Genomic DNA, 16,675 nt, shown 5'->3' with positions numbered 1-16,675 from the left:
AGTCAGAAAGGCACTCTTCGTGCGTAAGAACGTCAAGCTCACCGCCCTCGCCGCCACCGCCTCCGCGCTCGCGCTCGGCCTCACCGCCTGCGGCAGCTCCTCCGACCCGTCCACCGCCAAGGCGGACGGCGGCAAGACCGACGAGACCAAGCCCCTCGTCATCGCGGCCTCCCCGAGCCCGCACGCCGACATCCTGAACTTCGTCAAGGACAAGCTCGCCGCCAAGGAAGGCCTCAAGCTCGAGGTCAAGGAGTTCACGGACTACGTCCTGCCGAACACCGCCACCGAGCAGGGCCAGGTCGACGGCAACTTCTTCCAGCACAAGCCGTACCTCGACGACTTCAACAAGAAGAACGGCACGCACATCGTGCCCGTCGTGAACGTGCACCTGGAGCCCCTCGGCCTCTACTCCAAGAAGGTCAAGGGCATCGCAGACATCAAGGCCGGCCAGACCATAGCCGTCCCCAACGACACCACCAACGAGGGCCGCGCCCTCCAGCTGCTCGCCGCGAACAACCTGATCACCCTCAAGGAGGGTGTCGGCACCGGCGCCAAGCTGTCCGACATCACCGACAAGAAGGGCCTGGAGTTCAAGGAGCTTGAGGCCGCCACGGTCCCGCGCGCCCTGAACGACGTGGACGCCGCCGTCATCAACGGCAACTACGCCATCGAGGCCAAGCTGTCGCCCGCCAAGGACGCGCTCCTCCTGGAGAAGGCCGAGGGCAACCCCTACGCCAACTTCCTCGCGGTCAAGGACGGCAAGCAGGACGACCCGCGGATCCAGAAGCTCGCCAAGCTGCTGAACACCGACGAGGTCAAGAAGTTCATCGAGGAGAAGTACCAGGGCTCGGTCATCCCGGCCTTCGGCGCCCCGAAGTCCTGACCTCCCGGCGGTAATCCGGCCCCGCACCCCCGGTGGGCGTGCGGGGCCGACTTCTGCCCGCTTCCGGGCAACCCGGCCATGCGCTTCTTGCGACCCATGCTGCATGCTGTGGCCTACGACCCACGCAAACGGTCCAGCAAAGGCGATGGAGCTGCGCATGACTACCACCTTCCCGGACGTCACCATCAGCACGGACCGGCTGGTGCTGCGCCCCTTCGAGGAAGACGACGTCACCGCGCTCACCGAGATGATGAACGACGAGAACATCACCGCGTGGACCACGGTGCCGCACCCCTACACCCACGCGGACGCGCACGCATGGTCCACCCGGCACTCCCACGCCGAGCGCACCGAGGGCCGCGGCATCGTCTTCGCCGTCACCGAGTTCCTCACCCAGCGGCTCGTCGGCATCGTCCACCTCCAGAACACGAACTGGCGCACCCGCGCCACCGAGGTCGGATACGTCACCGCCCCCTGGGCCCGCGGCGAGGGCTACGCCAGCGAATCCGTGCTCGCCGTCGCCCAGTGGCTCTTCCGCGACCAGGGCTTCGAACGCCTCGAACTGCGCACCGCGGCCGACAACACCGCCTCCCAGCAGGTGGCCCAGAAGATCGGCTGCATCAGCGAGGGCGTACTGCGCAACGCGTGGATAGTGCGCACGCAGAACCCCGACGGCACCTGGACCGACACCCGCACCGACCTCATCGTCTGGAGCCTCCTGCCCGAGGACCTCGACGAGGCCGACGAGTACGGCGCCGGCTACGGATACGAGGACAACTACGCCTTCGGGCAGCGGGCCGGCGTGAACGGCTACGCCGTCGGCGCCGACTGGAGCTGACCGGACGACCGGGTAGTCTCACCGTGCCCGGCCCCGTCCCCGGCCCCTTCTCCGGCCCGACCAAGACGCACGAGCCTGCCCTCACACCAGGAGACTGACGACGATGTCCGACCGGGTCACGGTGATCGGCTGGGACGGCTCCCCCCTGACCGCGGCCGCCCGGTCCGCGCTCTCCGCCGCAACCCTGGTGGCCGGCGCGGCCCACCACCTCGCACTCCCCGAAATCCCTCCCGGCGCGGAACGCATCCGCCTCGGCAGCCTCGGCCTCGCCGCCCGCCGCATCGCCGGCCACCGCGGCACCGCCGTCGTCCTGGCGGACGGCGACCCCGGCTTCTTCGGCGTCGTACGCACCCTGCGCGCGCCCGAGCACGGCCTGGAGGTCGAGGTCGTCCCGGCCGTCTCCTCCGTGGCCGCCGCCTTCGCCCGCGCCGGCATGCCCTGGGACGACGCACAGGTCGTCGTCGCCCACCGCCGGACCCTGCGCCGCGCCGTCAACGTGTGCCGTGCCCACCCCAAGGTCGCCGTCCTCACCTCGCCCGGCGCCGGGCCCGTCGAGCTCGCCCTGCTCCTCGAAGGGGTCCACCGCACCTTCGTCGTCTGCGAGGAACTCGGCACCGACCGCGAACAGGTGAGCGTCCTCACCTCCGACAAGGCCGCCGACCACAACTGGCGCGACCCGAACGTCGTCATCGTCATCGGCGGCGCGGGACAGGCCCCCGAGGCCGAACCCGGCTGGCTGCTCGGGCAGCGCCCCGCCCCGGCCGCCGAGCGCGGCTGGGCCCGGCCGCAGCCCGAAGCGGGGGAGGGGCAGTCCGCCCAGCTGCGGGCCGCCCAACTCGCCCGGCTCGGCCCCCGCACCGGCGACCTCGTCTGGGACATCGGCACCGGCACCGGCGGCGTGGCCGTGGACGCGGCCGCCTTCGGCGCGGCCGTCATCGCCGTCGACGCCGACCCCGACGCTTGCGACCGCGTAACTGCCGCCGCCCGCAAGCGAGGCGTACAACTCCAGGTCGTCGCCGGGCGCGCGCCCCACGTACTGGAAACCCTGCCCGAGCCGGACGTCGTCCGCGTCGGCGGAGGCGGCGCCGCGGTCGTCGCGGCCGTCGCCGACCGGCGTCCCGAACGGATCGTCAGCCACGCGTCCACCCGCGACGAGGCGGAGGCCATCGGCCGGGTACTCGCCGAACACGGGTACGACGTCGAGTGCGCACTGCTCCAGTCCGTGGGCCTGGACACCCGGACCTGGGCCGAACAGGACCGTTCCGTGGTGTTCCTGCTGGCAGGCCGGCGCCCGGTGAACCGCTGACCCGGAGGCCGGGGTAGGCTGGCCGATCGTCGTACCGCCCAGGACGATTCGGGCATCGCGGCACAGCCGGTACGCACGACGTGGCGCAGTCCACAGAGGACCGCGGCGGTTATGGCCGCCACGACGGCGAACGGGCGCGACAATGCTTACTGGTTGTCGCGCGGACCGTTCGTTCGTCACGTGGACGCCGGGCGATCGAAGAGGCACAACCGATGGGCGAGGGGTACGCATGACTGACACCGGCCAGGTCCCGGGCGAGGGTCACCCGGACAACGCGGGCATGGTGGATCAGCAGGGCCTCCCCGCTCCGGTCCAGATCCCGGCACCGATTCCCGCCGGCTACGCCTTCCAGGACCTCGTGGACGACCCGGCGGAGCCCGAGGACGAGGAACTGCTGCTGATGCCGAGCGGCCAGGGCGCGTGGAGCGACCCCCAGGTCGTCCCGCAGGCCCCGGAGTTCCCCGCCTACGGCACCGACCCGTCGTACGCCGAGGCCCCGGTGTACACCGAGCCGGCCGCCTACCCCGAATACCCCTCCTACGGCGCCGGCGCGCACGAGGCCGGCGGCCGTGACTCCGGCGCGCTCGACCTCGGCGGGCTGAACGTGCCGCCGCCCGTCGCCCCGGTCGCCGCCGCGGCCCCGGTCCGCCGCCCGCTGCACATGGGTCCGCCCGTGCCCGAGGCCACCGGCGGGGTCGTACGCTCCCTCGCCGACCGCGGCCCGGCCGCGGCCCCGGCCCCCCTGCACCAGCCCGGCCCCACGACCACGGGTCCCGAGTACCTGGACATCCCGGCGGCCCCCGCCGCCCAGGCGGTCGAGATCCCGCCGCAGGCCGGCGCCCCCTGGACCCCGGAAGCCCCGCCCGCCGAGCAGCAGCCGCAGCCGCAGCCCGTGGCGGAAGCCGCCCAGGCCTTCGAGCCGCAGCCCGTCTTCGCCCAGGAGCCCGCGCCGGCGGGCCCGGTGCCCCCGGCCGAGCCGTTCCCGGCCGCCCCGGTGGCGGTGCAACTCCCGGCCGAGCCCGCGGCCCCGCCGGTGGAGCCCGAGCCGCTGCCCGCCCCCGTGCAGGCCCCGGCCCAGCCCGCCGAAGCCGCACCGGCCGAAGCCGCAGTCGCCGAGGAGGCCCCGGCAGAGGTCCCGCAGGCCGCCGAGGGGGCGCCCGCGCAGGCCCTGCCGGTGCAGACCGAGCTCCTGCAGCCGCTGCCCGCGGTCCCCGAGATCCCCGCCGCGCAGGCTCCCGCCGAGGCCCTGCCCCTGGCCGCCGTACCGGCGGAGCCCGTCGCCGCCGAGGCCGTCCCCGCCGCGCCCGTACCCGCCGACGGCCAGACGGCCCCGGTCCTTGGCGTACCCGCCGGGGCACAGCCGGCCGACGCCGCCCCCGGCGCGCCCGAGGCACCCGCGCAGGCCGTCCCCGCCGAGGGATCCGCCCCCGCGGCCCAGCCCGAGCCCGTCGCACCCGACGCGGCGCCGCAGGCCGAGGGGCTCGCCCCCGCCGCGGCCGACGCGCCGCAGGCCGATCTGCCCGTCCCGGCGGAGCCCGCCGCGGGCGAGGCCCCGCAGCCCGAGCCGCTCGCCCCGGCCGCCGCCGACGGCACGCAGCCCGACCTGCCCGCCGCGGGCGACCCGGCCGCGCCCGCCGAAGGCGCCGTCCCGCAGGCCGAGGCAGCCGAGCCGGCCGAGCCCGCCGCAGGCGAAGCCCCGCAGGCCGAGCCGCAGGCCGTGGCCGAGGGAGCCCAGCCGGCGCCCGCCGAGCCCGAGGCGGTCGACCCCGCAGCCGACCCGGCCGAGCCCGCCGCAGCCGAACCGGCGGGCGAACCCGCTCCGGCCTACGACGACGCCGAGCGCGAGGCCGTCCTGCGCGTGATGCGCGAGCGCCGCGACATCCGCAAGGGCTTCCGGACCGACCCCATCCCGCACGAGGTGCTGCTCCGCGTCCTGGAGGCGGCCCACACCGCGCCCAGCGTCGGCCACTCCCAGCCCTGGGACTTCGTCGTCATCCGCTCCGCGGAGACCCGCCGGACGATGCACGAGCTCGCCCAGCGCCAGCGCGAGGCCTACGCGAAGTCGCTGCCCAAGGCCCGGGCGAAGCAGTTCAAGGAACTCAAGATCGAGGCGATCCTCGACACCCCGGTGAACATCGTCGTCACCGCCGACCCCACCCGTGGCGGCCGGCACACCCTCGGCCGGCACACCCAGCCGCAGATGGCCCCGTACTCCTCGGCCCTGGCCGTCGAGAACCTCTGGCTCGCCGCGCGCGCCGAAGGCCTCGGCGTCGGCTGGGTCAGCTTCTTCGACGAGCGCGAGATGGTCCGTGCGCTCGGCCTGCCGGAGCACCTGGAGGTCGTCGCGTACCTGTGCGTCGGCTACGTCGACGAGTTCCCCGAGGAGCCCGAGCTGGCGCAGGCCGGCTGGTCGAAGCGCCGCCCGCTCTCCTGGGTCGTGCACGAGGAGACGTACGGACGCCGCGCGCTGCCCGGCGAGGAGCCGCACGACCTGCTCTCCGAGACGGTCGCCAGCATCCGCCCGCTCGACGCGAAGGCGCTCGGCGAGGCGTGGGAGCGCCAGAAGCGCATGACGAAGCCCGCCGGGGCCCTCGGCATGCTCGAGATCATCTCCGCGCAGCTCGCCGGCCTCTCCCGGGTCTGCCCGCCGCCGATCCCCGAGCCCGCGGCCGTCGCGATCTTCGCGGGCGACCACGGGGTCCACGCCCAGGGCGTCACGCCGTGGCCGCAGGAGGTCACCACCCAGATGGTGGCGAACTTCCTCGGCGGCGGCGCGGTCTGCAACGCCTTCGCCAACCAGGTCGGCGCCGAGGTCTGCGTGATCGACGTCGGCGTCGCGGGCGACCTCCCGGCCACGCCGGGCCTGCTCCCGCGCAAGGTCCGCCCGGGCACGGCGGACCTGTCCACCGGCCCGGCGATGACCCGCGAGGAAGCCGTCGCGGCCATCGAGGTCGGCATCGAAACGGCCCGCGACCTGGTCGCCGCCGGCAACAAGGCCCTCCTCACCGGCGAGATGGGCATCGCCAACACCACCGTCTCCGCAGCCCTGATCTCGGTCTTCACCGGGGTCGACCCGGCGGAGGTCACCGGCCGCGGCACGGGCATCAACGACGAGACCCACGCCCGCAAGGTCGAGGTCGTACGCCGTGCCCTGGAGCTCCACCAGCCGGACCCGGCGGACCCGATCGGCGTCCTGGCGGCGATCGGCGGCCTGGAGCACGCGGCGATCGTCGGCCTGCTCCTCGGCGGCGCGTCCCTGCGCACCCCGGTGATCCTGGACGGCGTCAGCGCCGGAGCCGCCGCCCTGGTGGCCCGCGCCATCGCCCCCGAGGCCCTCTCCGCGTGCATCGCGGGCCACCGCAGCGCCGAGCCCGGCCACGTCGCGGCCCTCAACAAGCTGGGCCTGCGCCCGCTGGTCGACCTGGACCTCCGCCTCGGCGAGGGCACGGGCGCGCTGCTGGCCCTCCCGCTGGTCCAGAGCGCGGCCCGCGCGATGCACGAGGTCGCCACCTTCGACTCGGCGGGCGTCACCGAGAAGTAGCCCTGCGGGCCGACCTCCCGGGGCGCTGCCCCGGGCCCCGCTCCTCGAACGCCGGAGGGGCTGGTCAGTGCGGCGCCGCTGCCGGGGGCTCCGCCCCGGGCCCCCGCACCTCAAACGCCGGCGGGGCTGGAATTGCCGATGCGCGGCAACCCGGCCGCGCCGGGCGGCAGCGGCCGATTCCAGCCTGCGCGGCGTTTGAGCGCACGGCGCGAAGCGCCCGTCCGGGGTCCGGGGCGGAGCCCCGGTTCCGGGAAGGGGCGGGTAGGGGAAAGCCGCCCGCAGGGCCCGCCCCGCGCCCCGGCCCCCGCCGGGCCGTATGGTGGACCCGCCAGTACATAACCGCACGTCAGTACCCCGCCGCTCCAAAGCCGCAGCGGCAACACAGAACGCCAGCCGCATCAGGAGCCGCATCCGCCATGGCCGACACCCCCGCCTACCCCGTAGGACTCCGACTCGCCGGCCGCCGCGTCGTCGTCATCGGCGGCGGCCAGGTCGCCCAGCGCCGCCTCCCCGCGCTCATCGCCGCCGGCGCCGACGTCCTCCTGGTCTCGCCCTCCGCCACCCCCTCCGTGGACGCCATGGCCGAGACCGGCGAGATCCGCTGGGAGCGCCGCCGCTACCAGGACGGCGACCTCTCCGGCGCCTGGTACGCCCTCATCGCCACCCGGGACCGCGCCGCCAACGACGCCGCCTCCGCCGAAGCCGAGCGCGAGCGGGTCTGGTGCGTCCGCGCCGACGACGCCGACGCCGCCACCGCCTGGACCCCGGCCACCGGCCGCGTCGAGGGCGTGACCGTCGCGGTCCTGAGCGGCAACGACCCCCGCCGCTCCGCCGCGGTCCGCGACGCGGTCGTGGAAGGCCTGCGCGACGGCTCCCTGACCGCCGCCCGCCCGCACACCCCCGGCGTCGCCCTCGTCGGCGGCGGACCGGGCGACCCCGACCTCATCACCGTGCGCGGCCGCCGCCTCCTCGCCGAGGCCGACGTGGTCATCGCCGACCGGCTCGGCCCCCGCGACCTCCTCGACGAGCTCCCCCCGCACGTGGAGGTCATCGACGCGGCGAAGATCCCGTACGGCCGCTACATGGCCCAGGAGGCCATCAACAACGCCCTCATCGAGCACGCCAAGGCCGGCAAGGCCGTGGTGCGCCTCAAGGGCGGCGACCCGTACGTCTTCGGCCGCGGCATGGAGGAGCTCCAGGCCCTCGCCGAGGCCGGCATCGCCTGCACCGTGGTCCCCGGCATCTCCAGCTCCATCTCGGTCCCGAGCGCCGTCGGCATCCCGGTCACCCACCGGGGCGTCGCCCACGAGTTCACGGTGGTCAGCGGCCACGTCGGCCCCGACGACCCGCGCTCGCTGGTGGACTGGGCCTCCCTCGCCAAGCTCACCGGCACCCTGGTGATCCTGATGGGCGTCGACAAGATCGGCCTGATCGCCGAGGCCCTCGTCCGCCACGGCCGTTCGCCCGAGACCCCGGTCGCGGTCGTCCAGGAGGGCACCACCGCCGCCCAGCGCCGGGTGGACGCCACCCTCGCCACCGTCGGCGAGCGGGTCCGCGCGGAGGAGGTCCGCCCGCCGGCCGTCATCGTCATCGGCGACGTCGTCCGGGTCAACGCCCCCGGCGACCCGCTTCCCGCCACCAACGCCTGACAGGCCGTTGGCACCGCACCCAGGACAAGGCAGTATCACCCTGTGGCTGATCTCATCACCGTCGAAGACCCCGACGACCCGCGCCTGCGCGACTACACGGGCCTGACCGACGTCGAACTCCGGCGCCGGCGCGAGCCCGCGGAAGGCCTGTTCATCGCCGAGGGCGAGAAGGTCATCAGACGTGCCAAGGACGCCGGGTACGAGATGCGGTCGATGCTGCTCTCCGCCAAGTGGGTCGACGTGATGCGCGACGTCATCGACGAGCTCCCGGCCCCGGTCTACGCCGTCAGCCCCGAGCTCGCCGAACGTGTCACCGGCTACCACGTGCACCGCGGCGCGCTGGCCTCCATGCAGCGCAAGCCGCTGCCGACGGCCGACGAGCTGCTGGCCACGACCCGGCGCGTGGTCATCATGGAAGCGGTCAACGACCACACCAACATCGGTGCCATCTTCCGCAGCGCCGCCGCCCTCGGCATGGACGCGGTGCTGCTGTCGCCTGACTGCGCGGACCCGCTCTACCGCCGCTCGGTGAAGGTCTCCATGGGCGCCGTCTTCTCCGTCCCCTACGCCCGTCTCGACACCTGGCCCAAGGGCCTGGACTCGGTGCGCGAGGCCGGGTTCAAGCTGCTCGCGCTCACCCCGCACCAGAAGGCCTCGCCGATCGACGTGGCCGCCCCGCAGTCCCTGGAGCGGGTCGCGCTGATGCTCGGCGCCGAGGGCGACGGCCTGTCCACGCAGGCACTGGTCGCCGCCGACGAATGGGTACGGATCCCCATGGCGCACGGCGTGGACTCGCTGAACGTGGGCGCCGCGGCCGCCGTCGCCTTCTACGCGGTGGCCGGCGGCCGCTCCTAGAGGACCGCCGCTACAGCTTCTGGGCCGCCGCGATGCCCAGCGCCACGATCAGCGTCACCACGACGAACACGATCAGCCGCTGCCGCATCAGCCGGGGGTCCGGCCGCGAGGGGCGCCGCCCCGTCCCGGTGGTCCGGGGCGCCGGGCGGCCGCCCGTGCGTCCCGCGGTCGGCCGCGAGGACGGGCCGCCGGAGCCCTGCGGGTGCCGGGAGGACGAGGGCCGCGAGTGCGGTCCGCTCGGGACCCCGCCCCTGCCCCGGGGCGCGGTGCCGCCCCCGGTACGGCGCTCCGCGCGCTGGTCGGCGTACGGTTCGGCAGGCTCGGGGAGCAGCCCCGTCGGCCGGTCGGTCCGGGCGCGCTGGGCCGGCGGGCGGGCCTCGGAGAGCCCCTGCGCCTCACGGGCCGCGATCTCCTTGAGCCGCATCGACAGCTGGAGCGTGCTGGGCCGGTCCTCGGGATCCTTGGCCAGGCAGGCCCGTACGAGCGGCGCGAGCGCGTCCGGGACCCCCTGCAGGTGCGGCTCCTCGTGCACCACCCGGTACAGCATGACCTCGGAACTGCCGTGCCCGAAGGGCGAGTCGGCGGTCGCGGCGTAGGCCAGGGTGGCGCCGAGGGCGAAGACGTCGGTGGCGGGGGTGACGGCGGCTCCGCGCACCTGCTCGGGCGCGAGGAAGCCGGGGGAGCCGACGGCGGTGCCCACATGGGTGAGCGTGCTGGCCCCGGTGGCCCACGCGATCCCGAAGTCGATGATCCGCGGGCCCTTGGGGGAGAGCAGGATGTTCGAGGGCTTCAGGTCGCGGTGGACGACCCCCGCCTCGTGCACCGCGACCAGACCCTCGGACAGGGCGGCGCCGATCGCCGCGATCTGCGAGGCCGTCAGCGGGCCTTCCTCGGCCACCTTGTCGTGGAGCGAGGGCCCCGGCACGTACTGCGTGGCGAACCACGGCCGCTCGGCCTCCAGGTCCGCCGCCACCAGTCGGGCGGTGCACCCGCCCCGGATCCGCCGGGCCGCGGACACCTCGCGCGCGAACCGCGAGCGGAACTCCTGGTCCTCGGCAAGATCCGGCCGGATCACCTTGAGCGCGACGCGCTGTCCCCGCCGGTCCGATCCCAGGTAGACCACACCCATGCCGCCGGCGCCGAGCCGTCGGTGCAGCCTGAACGAGCCGACGACACGCGGGTCCTCGCGCCGGAGCCGCATCATCGCCATGTCCACCCCGCTGGCCGGTCGTCCTGTTGACGTGGCACAGCTTACGGACGATCCGGCATGCGCGCTCAGAGGCCGCGCCCTCGCCGGGGGATTCGATCGTCAGTGCGTCACAACACACTTGAGGGACCCTCAGGGCGTCGGCCCCGGCCCGGAGGACCGCTCCCGCCCCGCGCCAAACGGCTTGCGGGCCAAGGGGATTGGGGCGGTGAACCGGCCGCCCGGGGGCTCCCGGCCCCACCGGGGCGCACCCGTGCGGCACCCGCACCGAGTCGGTCTTGCCGACAGCCGATCGACGGACATCTGTGTGCAGGGAGTGACGGAAGTGAGCGAAGTCACTACGCTCCGGTCATCCCCTCCGGGATGACCCCCACTCACGGAGGACGATCTCCACCCAGGGGAGTACGCCGGGCACGGCCCGTCATCCTCCTGGAGGCCCGCCAAAGGGTACGAGGGCATGAGGCCACGGGACCCCCGCGCGCCTAGTGTTGAAGTCAAGCGGCGGGCAAGTGCTCTCGTCCCCCGAGGTCGAAAGCCCGCCGCTGCCCGAATCGACAGGGAGAGGACCATGGCGGACATCGCACGGCAGGGACGCAAGGCATTCGCGTTCAACAGCCATGAGTCCGGTACGCGCCACCCTCTGGTGGCCGCGGCCATGGTCCTCCCCCTGGCCGCCCTCCTGCTCTTCCTCTTCGGAGGCTTCGACCAGGTGGCGGCACAGGCGTCGTCCGTTGGCGTGATGCTGGGGCGCTGAGCGGCGCCCCGAGTCCGGGAGAGCGGCCCGGACGGGGACATCGGCCTGTCGAACCCCGTGGGGACGGGGGAGCGACGACGGACGGCAGGTGAAGGGTGCTGCCCGTACGACTGGGGAGTCGGACGGGCAGCACCCTTTTTCATCCCGGATGTCCTGCCCCGATCCGGCCTGCTCGGCGTACGATCCCCGGGAGGCCGCTGTTGCACCACCCACACCGGGGTTCCCATGACCGACTCGCTGCCCGAGGCCCTCGCCGCCTGCACCGCCCAGCCGCTCCCGTACGCCCTCCTCGCGGACCGGGACGACGGCACCGTGGTGCGCTGCGGGGAGGTCGTGGCCAAGGCCCACGCCGGGGACGCCGACCACGAGGCCCTCGCCGTCCGGCTGCGGATCGCCGGCCACCAGGCACTGGGCGGCGTGCTGCTGCCCCCGCTGCTCCCCGTCCCCGGCCGGGTGCAGGACCGGCCCGTCTCCCTGTGGCCCTACGGGTCCCCCGTCGACCCCCAGCGCCCCGAGGAGGCCCCCTGGGAGGCCACCGCCGGGCTCCTCGCCGCCCTGCACCGGACACCGCTCGCCGCCCTCCCCGGCCCCCTCCCGCCGATGCGCGGCCCGGCCAAGCTGGCCCGGGCCCTGGACCGCCTGGCCCGGGCGGAGAAGCTGCCCGTGGGCCCGGACCCGCGCGAGGTGCGCTCCGTACGGGCCGCCGCGGGGACGCTGCCGGCCTGGGCGCGCGGAGAGGCGCAGGCACCGCCCGGGGGGACGCTGTGCCACGGCGACCTGCACCTCGGGCAGCTGGTCCGGTACCCCGCCCCGCAGGGCCCCTGGTTCCTCATCGACGTGGACGACCTCGGTCTCGGCACCCCCGCCTGGGACCTGGGCCGCCCGGCCGCCTGGTACGCCGCCGGGCTGCTCGACCCCGGAGCCTGGCAGCGCTTCCTCGACGCCTACCGGGCCGCCGGCGGCCCGGCCGCGGGCCCGCCCGGCACCGACCCCTGGCCGGAACTCGACCTCGCCGCACGCGCGCTCACCGTGCAGACGGCGGCCCTCGCACTGTCCAAGGCGGCGGAAGGGCGGCGCCGCCTGGACGAGGGGGAGCGGCTGATGGTGGACGCCTGTGCCCGAATAGCGGCCCTCCCGGCCGACTTGGAACCGGAGCCTCCGTCATAGGGTGAGCTCCGCGCCACCGGGCATGCATCCGGTCATCCGGTGGCCACGTCCGAGCCGAGGAGTTGAACCGCCCATGCAGTGTCCGAAGTGTCACGCGATGATGCACACCTACAACCGCAACGGTGTCCAGATAGAGCAGTGCAGCGGTTGTCGCGGCATCTTCCTCGACTACGGCGAGCTGGAGGCGCTGACCCGCCTGGAATCCCAGTACACCGCCCAGCAGTACGGCCAGGTCCCGCCGCCGGCCGCGCCGCCCGCCCCGTACCCGCCCCAGCACGTGGCCGCCGCTCCCGCCTGGGGCGCCCCGCACCACGGCGGCCACGGTCACGGCCACCACCACCGCGGCGGATTCGGCCGGATGCTCTTCTCCTCCTGACGCCTTCCGAACCGGGCCGTCCCGTGAAGCACAGGAGCCCGGTGAAACACAGGAGCCCCGGCCGTCGAGACGGCCGGGGCTTCCGAGTGGTGCGCGATACTGGGATTGAACCAGTGACCTCTTCCGTGTCAGGGAAGCGCTCTCCCGCTGAGCTAATCGCGCGGGCTCCACGGCTTGAAAGCCGCAGGTCAAGCAGGTGTTGCATGGTACTGCGTGCGCGATACTGGGATTGAACCAGTGACCTCTTCCGTGTCAGGGAAGCGCTCTCCCGCTGAGCTAATCGCGCGGGGATCCTTGCGGACCAGGTCCTTGCGGACCAGTGGACGATACTGGGATTGAACCAGTGACCTCTTCCGTGTCAGGGAAGCGCTCTCCCGCTGAGCTAATCGTCCTTGGAGGTGGAGACGGGATTTGAACCCGTGTAGACGGCTTTGCAGGCCGTTGCCTCGCCTCTCGGCCACTCCACCATGGAGCTGCAGGGGTTCTCGGGAAGAAGACCCCCACTTCGAGCGGACGACGAGACTCGAACTCGCGACATCCACCTTGGCAAGGTGGTGCTCTACCAACTGAGCTACGTCCGCAGGTCACCGCGTTCGCTCCGGGGTTTTTCCCCTTCGCTCCCTGGCGACGTGTTGAACTCTAGCGGATTCCCGGGCCAGCTCAAAAACGCGTTTCCGCAGCGTGCTGCCGCTCGATCACCAGCGGTCACGCGGCCGTCACCTCCCCGGCGCCGCCGCGTCACCGGTCATAGACTCGCAGCCGTGCACGACCTGCCTCCCATGGCCCGCTTCGGCGGCCTCCTCGCGACCGACCTCCGGGACGTCACCAGCGATCCTGGTGCCCTCGACTCCACCGGCTTCTGGGCCGTGGCCGCCGACTTCGAAGGGCGGCTCGTCTGCGCGCGCTTCGGGGACATACGCCCCGACCCCGTCCCCTCGCCCGTCCCCGGAGCCTGGCGCGGCCCCGACGCGGACGAGTGGACCTCTTCCCTGGACCGGGCCGCGTACGTGGCGGGCGTCCGCCGCATCCGCGAGCACATCGCCGCCGGCGAGGTCTACCAGGCCAACCTCTGCCGCGTGATGTCCGCGCCGCTGCCCGACCCCTCGGGCGCAGACGTCGACGCCCTCACCGCGCTGCTGGCGCGCGGCAACCCCGCCCCCTACGCAGGAACGATTCGGCTGCCCGCGCACGGCGTGGAGATCGCCACCGCGTCCCCGGAGCTGTTCCTGCGCCGGACCGGCCGCCACATCGAGTCCGGCCCCATCAAGGGCACCGGCCGCACCGCGGCCGACCTGCTCCCCAAGGACCACGCCGAGAACGTGATGATCGTGGACCTCGTACGCAACGACCTCGGCCGGGTCTGCGCCACCGGCTCGGTCACCGTCCCCGAGCTGTGCGCCGTCGAGGAGCACCCGGGCCTGGTCCACCTCGTCTCCACGGTCAGCGGAGAACTCGCCGACGGAGCGGGCTGGCCCGAGCTCCTCGCGGCCACCTTCCCGCCCGGCTCCGTCACCGGTGCCCCCAAGTCCTCCGCCCTGCGCATCATCGAGGCCCTGGAGACCGCCCCCCGGGGCCCGTACTGCGGCGGGATCGGCTGGGTCGACGCCGAGCGGGGCACCGCCGAGCTCGCCGTCGGCATCCGCACCTTCTGGATCGACCGCGAGGCCCCCGGCGGCCCCCGCCTGCTCTTCGGCACCGGAGCCGGCATCACCTGGGGCTCCGACCCCGACCGCGAGTGGGCGGAGACCGAACTCAAGGCCGCCCGGCTGCTGCGGGTAGCGTCGGGGGCGCATCAGGCGACAGGCCGAACGGGATCGTGAGAGGGGCCGCACGGTGAGCATCTGGCTCGACGGAGCACTTAGGGACGTGGACAGCGCGAAGGTGTCCGTCTTCGACCACGGGCTGACCGTGGGGGACGGCGTCTTCGAGACGCTCAAGGCGGAGCGGGGCCGCGCCTTCGCGCTCACCCGCCACCTCGATCGGCTGACCCGCTCCGCCCGCGGCCTGGGCCTGCCGGACCCCGACCACGACGAGGTGCGCCGGGCCTGCGCCGCCGTGCTCGAAGCCAACCCGGTGGAGCACGGGCGGCTGCGCGTCACCTACACCGGCGGCGTCTCCCCGCTCGGCTCCGACCGCGGCGACGGCGGCCCCACCCTGATCGTGGCCCTCGCCGGGTCCCCGCGGCGGCCCGACACCACGGCCGTCGTCACGGTGCCCTGGGTCCGCAACGAGCGCTCCGCCGTCGCCGGCCTGAAGAGCACCTCGTACGCCGAGAACGTCGTCGCGCTCGCCGCCGCCCACCGGGCCGGAGCCTCCGAAGCCCTCCTCGCCAACACCGTCGGCCGGCTCTGCGAGGGCACCGGCTCCAACGTCTTCGCCGTCCTCGACGGACAGCTGCACACCCCGCCCCTGACCTCCGGCTGCCTGGCCGGGATCACCCGCGCCCTCGTCGTCGAATGGGCCGGGGCCAAGGAGACCGACCTGCCGTTCGAGGCCCTGGAACAGGCCGAGGAGGTCTTCCTGACCTCCTCGCTGCGCGACGTCCAGGCGGTCGTACGGATCGACGGGCGCGAGCTGGGCACGGGCCCCGGCCCGGTCACGGCCGAGGCCATGCGGATCTTCGACGCGAAGGCCGGTGCGGATCTCGATCCGTGAATCCCGGTGACGCGGGCCCGCGGGGCAGGTAGAACACCAAGTGATGACCACTACCCTGCGGCCCGCGCAGCCGCTCCAGCGCAACAGTGACGGCACCCGCTCCCGGGCCTACGAGGTGCGGGTGAACAGCCGGCGCGTGGGCAGCGTCGAACTGGCCACCCGTTCGGCCGCCCAGCCCGGCACCGGCGTGATCAGGGGGCTGTGGATCGACGAGCCGGACCGGCGGCGCGGCCGCGGCACGGTCGCCGCGCTCGCCGCGGAGGAGGTGCTGCGGTCCTGGGGCTGCTCGGGCATCGCCGTATCGGTGCCCGCCGATGCGGCGCCGGCGCTGCGGATGGCCGAGACCCTCGGCTACCGGGTCACCGGCCGGGTCCAGGTCAAGGAACTGCCCGAGCTGCCGCCCGAGCTCCCGTCGGGCGCCACCGGCCGCCCGATGACCCAGGCCGAGTACGACGCCTGGCAGGAGCGGGCCGTCGTCGAATACAGCCACCACCTCACCGGCCCCGGCATCACCGCCGAGCAGGCCCTCGCCGCCTCCCGCGCCGAACACGCCGAGCTGCTCCCGGCCGGCCGGGACACCCCCGGCACGGCCTTCCTCGTCCTGACGGCACCCGACGGCGCCGTCCTCGGCACCCTGTGGGTGGGGGAGCGCGACCTGCCCGGCGTGGGCCCCGCCCCGTACGTGTGGGACGTGGCCGTGGCCGCCGAACACCGCAGGCGCGGGCACGGCCGGACCCTCATGCTGCTGGCCGAGCACGCCGCCCTGGCCGCGGGCGCCCGCCTGCTGGGCCTGCACGTCCACGAGGACAACACCCCGGCCCGGCACCTCTACGCATCGCTCGGCTACCGGGACAGCACCGTGAATGCGAGGAAGGAGCTGATCTAGTGCCGTGACCGGAAAGGTTCACCGGGTCACGGTGCTAGGCCGACTCCGCCAGCAGGCGGTCGGCGATCTCCTCGATGCGGGCGCGCAGCCCCTCCTGGCTCTTGCCGCCGTCGAGGCGCTCGCCGTCGATCACGTACGTCGGGGTGCCGGTCACGCCGATCGCCTTGCCCTCCGCCTGGTCGGCGTCGACGATCAGGATGTGCCGGCCGTCGATCAGGGCGGTGTCGAACTCCTCGGCGTCCAGGCCCAGTTCACGTGCCACGTCCAGCAGGACCGGCTCGCCGCGCTCGGCCAGCTCCGCGGTCCTGGCCAGCACGGCCTCCACGTACGCCCAGCCGCTCCCCTGCTCCAGGGCCTCCTCGGCGGCCTGTGCCGCGGCGAAGGCGTGCTTGTGCTTCTCCAGCGGGAAGTGGCGCAGCCGGATGTCCAGCCGGTCGCCGTAGCGGGCCCGCAGGGCGCGCACGTCGTCCAGCGCGCTGTGGCAGTCCGGGCACTGGAGTTCGCACCAGACGTCGAGGATCACGGAATCGGTCATGCCCTCCAGTCTCCCAGCCCCCG

14 protein-coding genes and 5 tRNA genes are annotated in these 16,675 nt (G+C 74.1%); 12 read left to right on the top strand and 7 right to left on the bottom strand.

The window, feature by feature from the left end; all coding sequences use genetic code 11:
- Window positions 1-19 precede the first annotated feature (19 nt).
- From ACIGFK_RS25755 to ACIGFK_RS25730, 6 genes are all read left to right on the top strand, one after another.
- The gene (locus tag ACIGFK_RS25755) at window positions 20-883 is read left to right on the top strand and encodes a MetQ/NlpA family ABC transporter substrate-binding protein (protein ID WP_386469033.1); all 864 of its coding nucleotides are present in this window, start codon (window positions 20-22) and stop codon (window positions 881-883) included.
- 157 nt (window positions 884-1,040) lie between these two features.
- The gene (locus ACIGFK_RS25750; protein WP_376661800.1) at window positions 1,041-1,721 is read left to right on the top strand and encodes a GNAT family N-acetyltransferase; all 681 of its coding nucleotides are present in this window, start codon (window positions 1,041-1,043) and stop codon (window positions 1,719-1,721) included.
- 103 nt (window positions 1,722-1,824) lie between these two features.
- A complete protein-coding gene (gene cbiE, locus ACIGFK_RS25745; RefSeq protein WP_376661799.1) occupies window positions 1,825-3,027 on the top strand; it encodes a precorrin-6y C5,15-methyltransferase (decarboxylating) subunit CbiE in 1,203 nt (400 codons plus the stop codon).
- Window positions 3,028-3,256: 229 nt separating this feature from the next.
- On the top strand, window positions 3,257-6,568 hold the full coding sequence (cobT, locus tag ACIGFK_RS25740) for a nicotinate-nucleotide--dimethylbenzimidazole phosphoribosyltransferase (RefSeq protein ID WP_400053718.1): 3,312 nt from the start codon (window positions 3,257-3,259) through the stop codon (window positions 6,566-6,568).
- Between the two features lie 416 nt (window positions 6,569-6,984).
- Entirely contained in the window at window positions 6,985-8,217 is a 1,233-nt protein-coding gene (gene cobA / locus ACIGFK_RS25735; RefSeq protein WP_376661875.1) for a uroporphyrinogen-III C-methyltransferase, read from the top strand.
- 42 nt (window positions 8,218-8,259) lie between these two features.
- On the top strand, window positions 8,260-9,072 hold the full coding sequence (locus tag ACIGFK_RS25730) for a TrmH family RNA methyltransferase (protein WP_376661874.1): 813 nt from the start codon (window positions 8,260-8,262) through the stop codon (window positions 9,070-9,072).
- 10 nt (window positions 9,073-9,082) lie between these two features.
- Here the strand turns inward: ACIGFK_RS25730 and ACIGFK_RS25725 are convergent, their stop codons facing one another.
- Window positions 9,083-10,282 (bottom strand): protein kinase, encoded by a 1,200-nt coding sequence (locus tag ACIGFK_RS25725; RefSeq protein WP_376661873.1) that lies wholly within the window; start codon window positions 10,280-10,282, stop codon window positions 9,083-9,085.
- 565 nt (window positions 10,283-10,847) lie between these two features.
- Between ACIGFK_RS25725 and ACIGFK_RS25720 the strand changes: the two genes are divergently transcribed.
- The 3 genes from ACIGFK_RS25720 to ACIGFK_RS25710 all read left to right on the top strand — a co-directional run bounded on the left by ACIGFK_RS25720 (window position 10,848) and on the right by ACIGFK_RS25710 (window position 12,576).
- Window positions 10,848-11,033: a hypothetical protein gene (locus ACIGFK_RS25720; RefSeq protein ID WP_030233823.1), complete on the top strand. Its 186-nt coding sequence runs from the start codon at window positions 10,848-10,850 to the stop codon at window positions 11,031-11,033.
- Window positions 11,034-11,258: 225 nt separating this feature from the next.
- Entirely contained in the window at window positions 11,259-12,200 is a 942-nt protein-coding gene (locus ACIGFK_RS25715; protein WP_376661872.1) for an aminoglycoside phosphotransferase family protein, read from the top strand.
- A gap of 73 nt (window positions 12,201-12,273) precedes the next feature.
- On the top strand, window positions 12,274-12,576 hold the full coding sequence (locus ACIGFK_RS25710) for a zf-TFIIB domain-containing protein (RefSeq protein ID WP_376661871.1): 303 nt from the start codon (window positions 12,274-12,276) through the stop codon (window positions 12,574-12,576).
- A gap of 87 nt (window positions 12,577-12,663) precedes the next feature.
- On the opposite strand, the gene ACIGFK_RS25705 is transcribed toward ACIGFK_RS25710, so the two are convergent.
- The 5 genes from ACIGFK_RS25705 to ACIGFK_RS25685 form a co-directional block, all read right to left on the bottom strand.
- Window positions 12,664-12,738: transfer RNA gene (locus tag ACIGFK_RS25705), tRNA-Val, on the bottom strand.
- Window positions 12,739-12,790: 52 nt separating this feature from the next.
- Window positions 12,791-12,862, bottom strand: a tRNA-Val gene (locus tag ACIGFK_RS25700).
- Between the two features lie 34 nt (window positions 12,863-12,896).
- A tRNA-Val gene (locus ACIGFK_RS25695) sits at window positions 12,897-12,968 on the bottom strand.
- A 1-nt stretch (window position 12,969) separates the two neighbouring features.
- A tRNA-Cys gene (locus ACIGFK_RS25690) sits at window positions 12,970-13,043 on the bottom strand.
- Between the two features lie 41 nt (window positions 13,044-13,084).
- Window positions 13,085-13,157, bottom strand: a tRNA-Gly gene (locus tag ACIGFK_RS25685).
- A gap of 180 nt (window positions 13,158-13,337) precedes the next feature.
- Between ACIGFK_RS25685 and ACIGFK_RS25680 the strand changes: the two genes are divergently transcribed.
- Genes ACIGFK_RS25680 through ACIGFK_RS25670 form a run of 3 tightly spaced genes read left to right on the top strand, consistent with a single transcriptional unit; the run spans window position 13,338 to window position 16,117 of the window.
- A complete protein-coding gene (locus ACIGFK_RS25680; RefSeq protein WP_376661997.1) occupies window positions 13,338-14,396 on the top strand; it encodes a chorismate-binding protein in 1,059 nt (352 codons plus the stop codon).
- A gap of 13 nt (window positions 14,397-14,409) precedes the next feature.
- Complete coding sequence (locus tag ACIGFK_RS25675) at window positions 14,410-15,231, top strand: aminotransferase class IV (RefSeq protein WP_400053715.1); 822 nt, start codon at window positions 14,410-14,412, stop codon at window positions 15,229-15,231.
- A 43-nt stretch (window positions 15,232-15,274) separates the two neighbouring features.
- Window positions 15,275-16,117, top strand: coding sequence for a GNAT family N-acetyltransferase (locus ACIGFK_RS25670; RefSeq protein ID WP_376661995.1), 843 nt, complete (start codon window positions 15,275-15,277; stop codon window positions 16,115-16,117).
- A gap of 34 nt (window positions 16,118-16,151) precedes the next feature.
- On the opposite strand, the gene ACIGFK_RS25665 is transcribed toward ACIGFK_RS25670, so the two are convergent.
- Window positions 16,152-16,652, bottom strand: a complete 501-nt coding sequence (locus tag ACIGFK_RS25665) for a DsbA family protein (protein WP_376661994.1) — start codon at window positions 16,650-16,652, stop codon at window positions 16,152-16,154.
- Between the last annotated feature and the right edge of the window lie 23 nt (window positions 16,653-16,675).

The organism is Streptomyces sp. NPDC085524 (genome assembly GCF_044541755.1).
In the GTDB taxonomy this organism is placed as follows: domain Bacteria; phylum Actinomycetota; class Actinomycetes; order Streptomycetales; family Streptomycetaceae; genus Streptomyces.
The sequence above is the reverse complement of the archived record's forward strand: the minus strand, read 5'-3'. Positions and strand labels throughout refer to the sequence as shown.

What these genes read in the sequence shown, in the direction of transcription:
- ACIGFK_RS25750 (WP_376661800.1), top strand. Translation starts at nt 1,041, where the DNA reads ATGACTACCACCTTCCCGGACGTCACCATCAGCACGGACCGGCTGGTG.
- cbiE (WP_376661799.1), top strand. Translation starts at nt 1,825, where the DNA reads ATGTCCGACCGGGTCACGGTGATCGGCTGGGACGGCTCCCCCCTGACC.
- cobT (WP_400053718.1), top strand. Translation starts at nt 3,257, where the DNA reads ATGACTGACACCGGCCAGGTCCCGGGCGAGGGTCACCCGGACAACGCG.
- cobA (WP_376661875.1), top strand. Translation starts at nt 6,985, where the DNA reads ATGGCCGACACCCCCGCCTACCCCGTAGGACTCCGACTCGCCGGCCGC.
- ACIGFK_RS25725 (WP_376661873.1), bottom strand. Translation starts at nt 10,282, where the DNA reads ATGGCGATGATGCGGCTCCGGCGCGAGGACCCGCGTGTCGTCGGCTCG.
- ACIGFK_RS25720 (WP_030233823.1), top strand. Translation starts at nt 10,848, where the DNA reads ATGGCGGACATCGCACGGCAGGGACGCAAGGCATTCGCGTTCAACAGC.
- ACIGFK_RS25715 (WP_376661872.1), top strand. Translation starts at nt 11,259, where the DNA reads ATGACCGACTCGCTGCCCGAGGCCCTCGCCGCCTGCACCGCCCAGCCG.
- ACIGFK_RS25710 (WP_376661871.1), top strand. Translation starts at nt 12,274, where the DNA reads ATGCAGTGTCCGAAGTGTCACGCGATGATGCACACCTACAACCGCAAC.
- ACIGFK_RS25670 (WP_376661995.1), top strand. Translation starts at nt 15,275, where the DNA reads ATGACCACTACCCTGCGGCCCGCGCAGCCGCTCCAGCGCAACAGTGAC.
- ACIGFK_RS25665 (WP_376661994.1), bottom strand. Translation starts at nt 16,652, where the DNA reads ATGACCGATTCCGTGATCCTCGACGTCTGGTGCGAACTCCAGTGCCCG.